This window comes from Acinetobacter sp. ANC 4636 (assembly GCF_054454555.1).
This window is the reverse complement of record NZ_JBTKVD010000023.1, coordinates 18,754-27,288: the sequence shown is the minus strand read 5'-3', so window position 1 is coordinate 27,288 and position 8,535 is coordinate 18,754. Positions and strand designations below refer to the sequence as shown.

The following is an 8,535-nucleotide window of genomic DNA, read 5'->3' as shown; positions in this document are numbered from 1 at the left end:
TAAAAATGCTAAATAGTGATGATGAAATAATATTTTTAAGTGAGATTCCTGTTCAAGGAAAAGTACTTTATCAAGCAATTGCACAGAGTTTAGCAAGTCAACTGAGTAATTATGAGATCTATTTTACAAAGACGAAAAAGCCTAGAGACTGCAGAATTAGTGTAATTACAAAGAGTGGTAAACATGAGGTGGTTGCTTGGTTTTGGTGGCAGAAACGAAAGCAGGTTTTTAAGGTGCTTCTCAAGTTGGATAAGCACAATTTTTATGAGTTATATTTAAATAGTCTTAATGATTCAAAGGATCAATGTTGCAAAAGTGAGTGTATTATTATGAATAAGGATGATGCAATCAATGTAGTGAATGCAATAATTTTTTCATCTGAAAAGTTTCTTATATAATTGTATTCTTCTAAATTTTATCCTTAATTCATAATAATTCTTTATATATGGTGTAATTTTTTATGTAATAATTCAATGAGATCAGGTTGCATATATTGAAAATTAAATTATCAGGTATTTTTAGCGAGATAATTTTTTATCCGATTGATAACATGCCGAAACTTTTGTTGTATTTTGGCTTTATGATTTCTTTCTATTGTAAAAAATAAATCTGTCGATTGAATAGCTTCTGTATCTATGGAAATGTCTGCTGATTCATGGATTCCAGCGCATGTACATTTAATATTTTTATAATCTGAAAATGCTGCTTCAGTAGTTGGGTTACGTAATTTATTTTATGCACAAACAAATAATATTTTGATCATTTTCATATTTTTATAAAGTAAATGTAATTGCTAAACAAGAGCCTGTTTATTCAGGCTATAAGAATTAATCATTATTTTCTAATCTTTTAAAATAAGTAGTTTCAAGGTTTAAGAGATTAACTTTAAAACAATCTGGAGAATAAACATTGAAAGTCTATGGAGATATGCTGTCTGGAAATTGCTATAAAGTGAAGTTACTCCTTGAATTTTTAGGCATTGAATATGAATGGTTACATATCAATGTACTTAAAGCAGAGAGTCATACACCTGAATTTTTACAGATGAATCCAAATGGCAAAATTCCTGTATTAGTGCTCAATGATGGGCGAATTTTGGCGGAATCTAATGCAATTTTGGGCTATTTAGCAGAAGAAACGAAGTTTATTCCGACAGATCGCTATGCTAAAGCCAAAATGTATGAATGGATGTTCTTTGAACAGTATAGCCATGAGCCTTTTATTGCGGTTGCACGTTTTATCAATAAATACTTAGGTTTACCCGAAGCTCGTGTTGAGGAATATCATGCATTGCAGCCGAAAGGGCATAAAGCTTTAGCCATTATGGAGCAGGCATTGAAACAGCATGATTATTTAGTCTGCAATGAGCTCAATTTGGCAGATATTTCTCTCTATGCATATACCCATGTTGCTGATGAAGGTGGTTTTGATTTAAACCTTTACCCAAATATTCAGGCATGGTGTCAACGAATTAAAAATTGTCCTGCTTATAAAAGTATGGTTGTTTAATTCAATTTAAGTTTCTCATGCGATCTTTTGTAGATTTATATGATAAATTTATTGAAGCCTAAGTAATACTCAAGTTTTGAACGGGTTCAATTAAAATTTAAGTTTTTAATTTGATTAAACTTTAAGCGAATTATTTTTTATCTCTTTGTTTTTGCAATTCTTAAATTTACAAAACTGAATGGAATTCATGGTAAAATGATCGGCTTTCATCTTTGATCTATTTTTGATCTTCCATCTGCCAGCCGAGAATTGCTAGCCATGTCTACTGCTTATACTATGCAGACTGCGCCAAAAGCGTTGTTTGATTACGACAAATATTGGGCGTCATGTTTTGAACCCGCACCATTTTTGCCGATGTCACGCGAAGAAATGGATCAACTGGGCTGGGATGCTTGTGATTTTATTTTAGTCTGTGGTGATGCCTATATTGACCATCCATCTTTTGTGTCTGGTGTGATTGGGCGGGTTTTGGAAGCGCAAGGTTTCCGTGTCGGTATTATTTCTCAGCCAGACTGGACCAATGTTGAAAGTTTCCGTATTTTAGGTAAACCGACCATTGCTTGGGGGGTGACCGCAGGCAACATGGATTCGATGATTAACCGTTATACGGCAGATCGTAAAATCCGCTCGGATGATGCTTATTCTCCTGACAATGTTCCAAATAAACGCCCAGACCGTGCTGCAACAGTCTATAGCCAGCGTTGCCGTGAAGCCTTTCCTGATGTTCCTGTACTCTTAGGTGGTATTGAGGGCAGTTTGCGTCGTATTGCACATTATGATTACTGGTCGGATAAAGTCCGCCGCTCGATTTTGATGGACTCAAAAGCTGATATGTTGATGTATGGTAATGGTGAACGCGCTATTATTGATGTGATGCATCGTCTGGCAAAAGGTGAAAAAATTCACCAGATTACTGATGTTCGTGGCACAGCTTTTATTATCAATAAACTCAACAAACCATCCAAAGCCAAGTTTGTCGAAATTGCTAGTAATGATGTGGATACCATCGGGCGTGTTGACCCGATCATTAATCCGTATGTGATGACGGAAGATATTGATGGCTGTGAAGTTGAAAAAGAAAAAGGCAATTCTTTAGCACAATATCAAAATTTCCAAAAAGAATTGGTTGCAAATCCAATTGTTCGTGAAGGCGACAAGCTAGATGAACATACCCAAGTCGTTCAGTTGCAAGTGGCATCTAAAGCCATCAAGCATAAATTGCCACCACGTGAATTAGCAGTGATTCGTTTGCCATCGTTTGAGCAAGTGGCAAATGACCATGTTTTGTATGCTCATGCTAACCGTATTTTGCATCTGGAAACCAATCCGGGCAACGCACGTGCCCTAGTGCAACGTCATGGTGAACGTGATGTCTGGATTAATCCGCCGCCAATTCCATTGACCACTGAAGAAATGGACTACGTGTTTGATTTGCCGTATGCACGGTTGCCTCATCCAGTGTATGGCAATGCGCGTTTCCCAGCGTTTGATATGATTAAATTCTCGGTGAATATCATGCGGGGCTGTTTTGGTGGTTGCACTTTCTGCTCGATTACTGAGCATGAAGGGCGGATTATCCAAAACCGTTCAGAAGATTCTATTCTTCGTGAGATTGAAAAGATTCGGGATACTGCCCCACAATTTACAGGCATTATTTCGGACTTGGGTGGCCCAACAGCCAACATGTATCGTTTGCATTGTAAAGATCCAGAAATCGAGAAGAACTGCCGTAAACCATCTTGTGTGTATCCGGGTGTTTGTCAAAACCTGCATACTGATCATGCACCATTGGTACAGTTATATCGTAAAGCCCGTGAAATTAAAGGTATCAAGAAGATTCTGATTGGTTCAGGTCTGCGCTATGACTTGGCGGTACTCAATCCTGAATATGTCAAAGAATTGGTACAGCATCACGTCGGCGGTTATCTGAAGATTGCGCCTGAGCATACCGAACAAGGTCCATTATCGAAAATGATGAAACCAGGAATCGGGACCTATGATCGCTTCAAACAAATGTTTGACCGTTTCAGTAAGGAAGTCGGTAAAGAGCAGTACCTGATTCCGTACTTTATTGCAGCGCATCCGGGTACAACCGATTATGACATGATGAATCTGGCGATTTGGTTGAAGAAAAATGGTTTCCGTGCCGATCAGGTACAAACCTTCTATCCATCACCAATGGCAACTGCCACTACCATGTATTATTCGGCGAAAAACCCACTGGCGAAAGTGGCACGTTATACTGAAAATGTGGATGTTGTCAAAGGTGAAAAACGTCGTCGTCTGCATAAGGCATTCTTGCGTTATCATGATCCAAACAACTGGCCATTATTGCGTGAAGCCTTGAAAGAAATGGGACGTGCTGATCTGATTGGTAATTCCAAGCAGCATTTGATTCCAACTTTCCAGCCGAAAGCCGCTGATGGTGAATATAAAGCTGCACGTAAGAAAAATTCGAGTGTGGCGGGTGATTCGCAAAAACGTACTGGTGAAAATACAGCACGTCAGCAAACTTCACAGCGTCAACAGCCGAAAAAAGGCCAGATTTTGACCCAGCATACAGGCTTGCCACCACGTGAAACAGGCGATCGGAAACGTCCTTTCAATAAGTCGAAACAGAAAAACCGTGCTTAAAGTCTAAAAATGAAAAAAGCCAAGTTGATCTTGGCTTTTTTTATGGGTCGATTATTTAACCAACAATTTGCTGATAAGCACAGTATAAATAACCAATAATGACTAGACCGACAGCAGGTTCTAGAATTTTTGCCCAAGTAGGAATGGCTGCAACAGTAGGTTCGGCAACTTGATGATCGTCGTGATGGTCAGCATGAGAAACCATGTGATTAAACTCCTTGATTGTTTCATCTAATGATACCTGTTTTGTCTCGACAGGTTTAGAGCCAATCAGTTGAATCAAGGTATTTGTTGTCCAAACCCAGTCTTGAGCTTGTCCAGCTAAATAGCCGATTTGCCCAAGTAGCAATTCATTGAGTCCTTTTTGTCCTAAGTGTCCTGTATCATCCAGTTGTTTGAGCTCAGCAAGTTGTAGTGACAACACTTCTTTGAGGCTTTGTTCAAAATCAAGTTTGCTCAGTGTCGATTTATTATGCACCGATGTAGTCATATGCCGTGCGACTTGCTGAATATACAATTGATCTTGCTGCTGTAATTCCAGATAGACACGACTGGCATTTTGCTGCCATTCAGTGATCAGTTTGCCTAAAGCTAAAGCATTTAACTCGAGCAACAGGGCTTGTCGTTCTGCTGGAGAAAATTGACTGAGAAGCTGAGGCTTTTGAATTCGTGTTTGCTCAGCAAAATAATGAAATAAATCAAAAGCCATGAACTTCTCCTTAAGAGCGCTAATCGACTATTCTTAAACTTGGTTTTTTCTTTGGTGTTTCTGGTTCTGGGTTTTCTGGTTGTTCTGTTGTTGGACTTATATTTGCATATTCGCTTGCATCAAAAAAGAGCCCTTGACCATTTTCACGGGCATAAATCCCAATGAGTGCTGCAAATGGTACATAAATATTTTGTGCCACACCACCAAAACGAGCAGAAAAGCTAATTGCTTGATTGTCCATGTGTAGTTGATGTACTGCATGCGGTGCAGTATTTAGGACAATTTGCCCATCTTTTACAAATTGTGCAGGAACATTGGTGTTCGGTTGAGTCGCATCGACCAAGAGATAAGGCGTAAGCTGATTGTCGCAAATCCATTCGTAGATTGCGCGTGCCAAATATGGGCGTGTAGGGGTTAAATTAATTTCTTGATCAGACATAACAAAGCTCTAAATATTTCTTAGTACACAAATTACTATACCGATTTTTGTTGCATCATGTCATGGTTTTGACATAGTTCGTACATTATATCGGGCATAAAAAAACCTCGGTAAAACCGAGGCCTTTTGTCCAATTCGGAAAACGAATTAACGTTTAGAGAATTGAGGACGTTTACGTGCTTTACGTAAACCAAGTTTCTTACGTTCAACTTCACGAGCATCACGAGTAACGAAACCAGCTTGACGAAGAACAGGTTTTAAAGTTTCGTCAGCAGCGATTAATGCACGAGTAATACCGTGACGGATCGCGCCAGCTTGACCACCGATACCACCACCAGCAACGGTGATGTAAAGGTCAAATTTTTCAGTAGCTTCTAAAAGCTCTAAAGGTTGACGTACAACCATACGAGCAGTTTCACGACCGAAATATTGCTCTAAAGTACGGTTGTTGATAACGAGTTTGCCTGTACCAGCTGACAAGAAAACACGTGCAGTTGCGGTCTTACGGCGACCTGTACCATAATTAGTAGCCATGTGCTGTATCCCTTAGATGTCCAAAACTTGTGGCTGTTGAGCAGCGTGTGGATGCTCAGTACCAGCGTACACTTTCATTTTTTTGATCATTGCATAACCAAGAGGACCTTTTGGCAACATACCTTTTACTGCTTTTTCAAGAACAGCTTCAGGTTTGTGAGCGATTAACTTCTCGAAGTTAGTCTCACGGATACCACCAGGGAAACCAGTATGGCGATAGTATTTCTTATCAAGCGCTTTTTTACCAGTCACTTGAATTTCTTCAGCATTGATAACAACGATATAGTCGCCAGTGTCAACGTGAGGAGTATAAGATGTTTTATGCTTACCGCGTAAACGACGAGCGATTTCAGTCGCAAGGCGACCTAAAGTTTTGCCAGAAGCATCAACAACGTACCAGTCGTGTTGAACTTCAGCAGGCTTAGCGCTGAGAGTTTTCATTAAACCACTACCTATTATAGTTGGTTTGGACTATGGAATCTGTCCAAACAAAAGGAGACGCGATTCTAAACGAAAACGTTAAGAATCACAAATGAAAATACGAATTTCAAGCGCTGTATTTTAAGCCAACTACAAACAAATAAAAAGCCTTTCCTGCAGTATTTTTTGTGTATTCACATATCAGCGGGAAACTGATGCTTAAACTAAAAAATAATCAAGATAAATAAAAACTTATATTGTCGCTGGTAAAATTAGGAGAGTTGACCGAAAAGATGACATTGGCTTTATTGAAATGGGTAAGGATTAACGTCTTTTTTTGTTGCAATGCCATGTATTGCGGTAAAGGCTTCTTACTTTGTATTTTCAGCAGCTGAGTATTTTTTGAAGCTTTTATCCATATAGGCACTGAACTTTGATGGCAGAAATTTTATAATAGGTAAAATTTCTGAAAAGTAAGAGAAAGCCATGCTCCCTTTATATGTCACCAGTGGTGAACCTGCAGGAATTGGCCCAGATATTTGTTTAAGTTTGGCTGATCGAACAGATGAGCGTCCGATTGTGGTACTGGCTGATCTTCAAATGTTGAAAGATCGCGCTAAGATTCTGCAAAAAAACATTGAACTGATTGAATATAAAGGACAAAGTGAAGTCTTGCCACAAGGGCAACTATATGTTGAACATGTGCCTTTAAATACTGATGTGGTTTTGGGGGAATTAAATCCTCAAAATTCAGCCTATGTTTTGGAACAATTGCGTCGTTCGGCTGCATATGCCATGCAAGGCAAAAGTGTTGGGGTTGCAACCGCACCCGTGCAAAAATCGGTAATTAATGATGCGGGAATCCATTTTAGTGGGCATACCGAGTATTATCAGGAGTTTGCAGGAGTGGAACGGGTGGTGATGATGCTCGCTACTAAAACCCTGCGCGTAGCTTTAGCTACGACTCATTTGCCTCTGCGCGAGGTTGCTGATGCTATTACCGCAACGCGTTTACAGCAAGTGATTGATATTTTACTGCATGATTTAAAAACCAAATTTCAGATTGCAAAGCCATGTGTTCTGGTTTGTGGCTTAAACCCGCATGCAGGTGAAGGTGGTTATTTGGGGCATGAAGAAATCGAGGTGATCAATCCTGTTTTAGAACAGTACCGCGCACGGGGTGAACAGCTCAGCTTGTGTCTGCCAGCCGATACTTTATTTACTCCTGAACATTTGCAACATGCTGATGCTGTACTTGCCATGTACCATGATCAGGGTTTACCTGTGTTAAAATCACAAGGTTTTGGTGAAGCGATCAATATTACTTTAGGTCTGCCATTTATTCGGACTTCGGTTGACCATGGCACAGCACTGTCACTAGCAGGTACAGGGCAGGCAAAAAGTTCTAGCTTGCATGTCGCAGTCGATTTGGCACTAAGCCTCGCTCACTCGTTATAATTTTTCTTGGAAATTGTCTATGTATCAAATTAATGCCCTAAACCCCAAAGAAGAAGGGCATCAGGCGCGGAAACGCTTCGGGCAGAACTTTTTGCATGATCAGCGTGTGATTGCCAAAATTGTACGCTCTGTCAATCCACGTACAGGTGACAATATTGTTGAAATTGGCCCAGGTTTAGCAGCGCTGACTTCACCATTGATTGGTGAATGTGATTCCTTGACGGTGGTTGAATTAGACCGTGATTTGGCAGCAGGCTTGCCGAATCGCGTACCATATCCTGAGCGTTTAACCATTGTTGAAGCAGATGCATTAAAGTTTGATTTTAGTCAGCTTTTTCAGGAAGGTCGCCCACTGCGTGTGGTGGGGAACTTACCGTATAATATTTCGACGCCTTTACTGTTTCATCTCTTGGAATTTGGCGGTAAAGTCAAAGATATGCATTTTATGTTGCAAAAAGAGGTGGTTGATCGCATCACGGCTGTACCTAATACCAAGGAATACGGGCGTTTGTCTGTGATGATTCAGTATTATTGCCAGCCAACATTCCTGTTTGAAGTGCCACCAGGCTCATTTAACCCACCGCCAAAAGTGACCAGTGCTGTATTCCGTCTAGTCCCGTATGCTGAAAAGCCGATTGTGGCAAAAGATGAACAGGCTTTGACACGTTTGGTCGGTCATGTGTTTACTCAGCGTCGTAAAACTTTACGTAATAGCTTAAAAGGCATGTTGCGTGAAGATGGTTTCGAACAGGCAGGTGTTGACCCGATGGCGCGCCCAGAAACTTTGACATTGGCACAGTTTGTTGCACTTTCCGATCAAATGGTTGCTTGA

The 8,535-nt window shown here is 40.1% G+C and carries 9 protein-coding genes; 5 read left to right on the top strand and 4 right to left on the bottom strand.

Translation table 11 applies throughout. The annotated features are described in order from the left end of the window. The 3 genes from ACX1N5_RS15010 to ACX1N5_RS15000 all read left to right on the top strand — a co-directional run. The coding region (locus ACX1N5_RS15010) for a hypothetical protein (protein WP_458803325.1) at positions 1 to 398 on the top strand (398 nt) is incomplete at its 5' end. A gap of 511 nt (positions 399 to 909) precedes the next feature. Next, positions 910 to 1,509, top strand: coding sequence for a glutathione S-transferase family protein (locus ACX1N5_RS15005; protein ID WP_458803327.1), 600 nt, complete (start codon positions 910 to 912; stop codon positions 1,507 to 1,509). Between the two features lie 258 nt (positions 1,510 to 1,767). Next, positions 1,768 to 4,143: a YgiQ family radical SAM protein gene (locus ACX1N5_RS15000; protein WP_458803329.1), complete on the top strand. Its 2,376-nt coding sequence runs from the start codon at positions 1,768 to 1,770 to the stop codon at positions 4,141 to 4,143. A gap of 55 nt (positions 4,144 to 4,198) precedes the next feature. Here ACX1N5_RS15000 and ACX1N5_RS14995 read toward each other — a convergent pair whose 3' ends face one another. The 4 genes from ACX1N5_RS14995 to rplM all read right to left on the bottom strand — a co-directional run bounded on the left by ACX1N5_RS14995 (position 4,199) and on the right by rplM (position 6,266). After that, positions 4,199 to 4,852 (bottom strand): hypothetical protein, encoded by a 654-nt coding sequence (locus ACX1N5_RS14995; protein ID WP_458803331.1) that lies wholly within the window; start codon positions 4,850 to 4,852, stop codon positions 4,199 to 4,201. A 19-nt stretch (positions 4,853 to 4,871) separates the two neighbouring features. After that, positions 4,872 to 5,291, bottom strand: coding sequence for a ClpXP protease specificity-enhancing factor (locus ACX1N5_RS14990; RefSeq protein WP_458803333.1), 420 nt, complete (start codon positions 5,289 to 5,291; stop codon positions 4,872 to 4,874). Between the two features lie 147 nt (positions 5,292 to 5,438). Beyond that, positions 5,439 to 5,825, bottom strand: coding sequence for a 30S ribosomal protein S9 (gene rpsI, locus ACX1N5_RS14985; RefSeq protein ID WP_004750500.1), 387 nt, complete (start codon positions 5,823 to 5,825; stop codon positions 5,439 to 5,441). A 12-nt stretch (positions 5,826 to 5,837) separates the two neighbouring features. Then, the gene (gene rplM, locus ACX1N5_RS14980) at positions 5,838 to 6,266 is read right to left on the bottom strand and encodes a 50S ribosomal protein L13 (RefSeq protein ID WP_004695096.1); all 429 of its coding nucleotides are present in this window, start codon (positions 6,264 to 6,266) and stop codon (positions 5,838 to 5,840) included. A 465-nt stretch (positions 6,267 to 6,731) separates the two neighbouring features. Here rplM and pdxA point away from each other — a divergent pair, with 465 nt between their 5' ends. Together pdxA and rsmA are read left to right on the top strand one after the other, a co-directional pair. After that, the gene (pdxA, locus tag ACX1N5_RS14975; protein ID WP_458803335.1) at positions 6,732 to 7,703 is read left to right on the top strand and encodes a 4-hydroxythreonine-4-phosphate dehydrogenase PdxA; all 972 of its coding nucleotides are present in this window, start codon (positions 6,732 to 6,734) and stop codon (positions 7,701 to 7,703) included. Between the two features lie 19 nt (positions 7,704 to 7,722). Further along, entirely contained in the window at positions 7,723 to 8,535 is an 813-nt protein-coding gene (gene rsmA, locus ACX1N5_RS14970; protein ID WP_458803337.1) for a 16S rRNA (adenine(1518)-N(6)/adenine(1519)-N(6))-dimethyltransferase RsmA, read from the top strand.

Coding starts and splice junctions, on each gene's coding strand:
- ACX1N5_RS15000 (WP_458803329.1), top strand. CDS start 1,768: ATGTCTACTGCTTATACTATGCAGACTGCGCCAAAAGCGTTGTTTGAT.
- ACX1N5_RS14995 (WP_458803331.1), bottom strand. CDS start 4,852: ATGGCTTTTGATTTATTTCATTATTTTGCTGAGCAAACACGAATTCAA.
- ACX1N5_RS14990 (WP_458803333.1), bottom strand. CDS start 5,291: ATGTCTGATCAAGAAATTAATTTAACCCCTACACGCCCATATTTGGCA.
- rpsI (WP_004750500.1), bottom strand. CDS start 5,825: ATGGCTACTAATTATGGTACAGGTCGCCGTAAGACCGCAACTGCACGT.
- rplM (WP_004695096.1), bottom strand. CDS start 6,266: ATGAAAACTCTCAGCGCTAAGCCTGCTGAAGTTCAACACGACTGGTAC.
- pdxA (WP_458803335.1), top strand. CDS start 6,732: ATGCTCCCTTTATATGTCACCAGTGGTGAACCTGCAGGAATTGGCCCA.
- rsmA (WP_458803337.1), top strand. CDS start 7,723: ATGTATCAAATTAATGCCCTAAACCCCAAAGAAGAAGGGCATCAGGCG.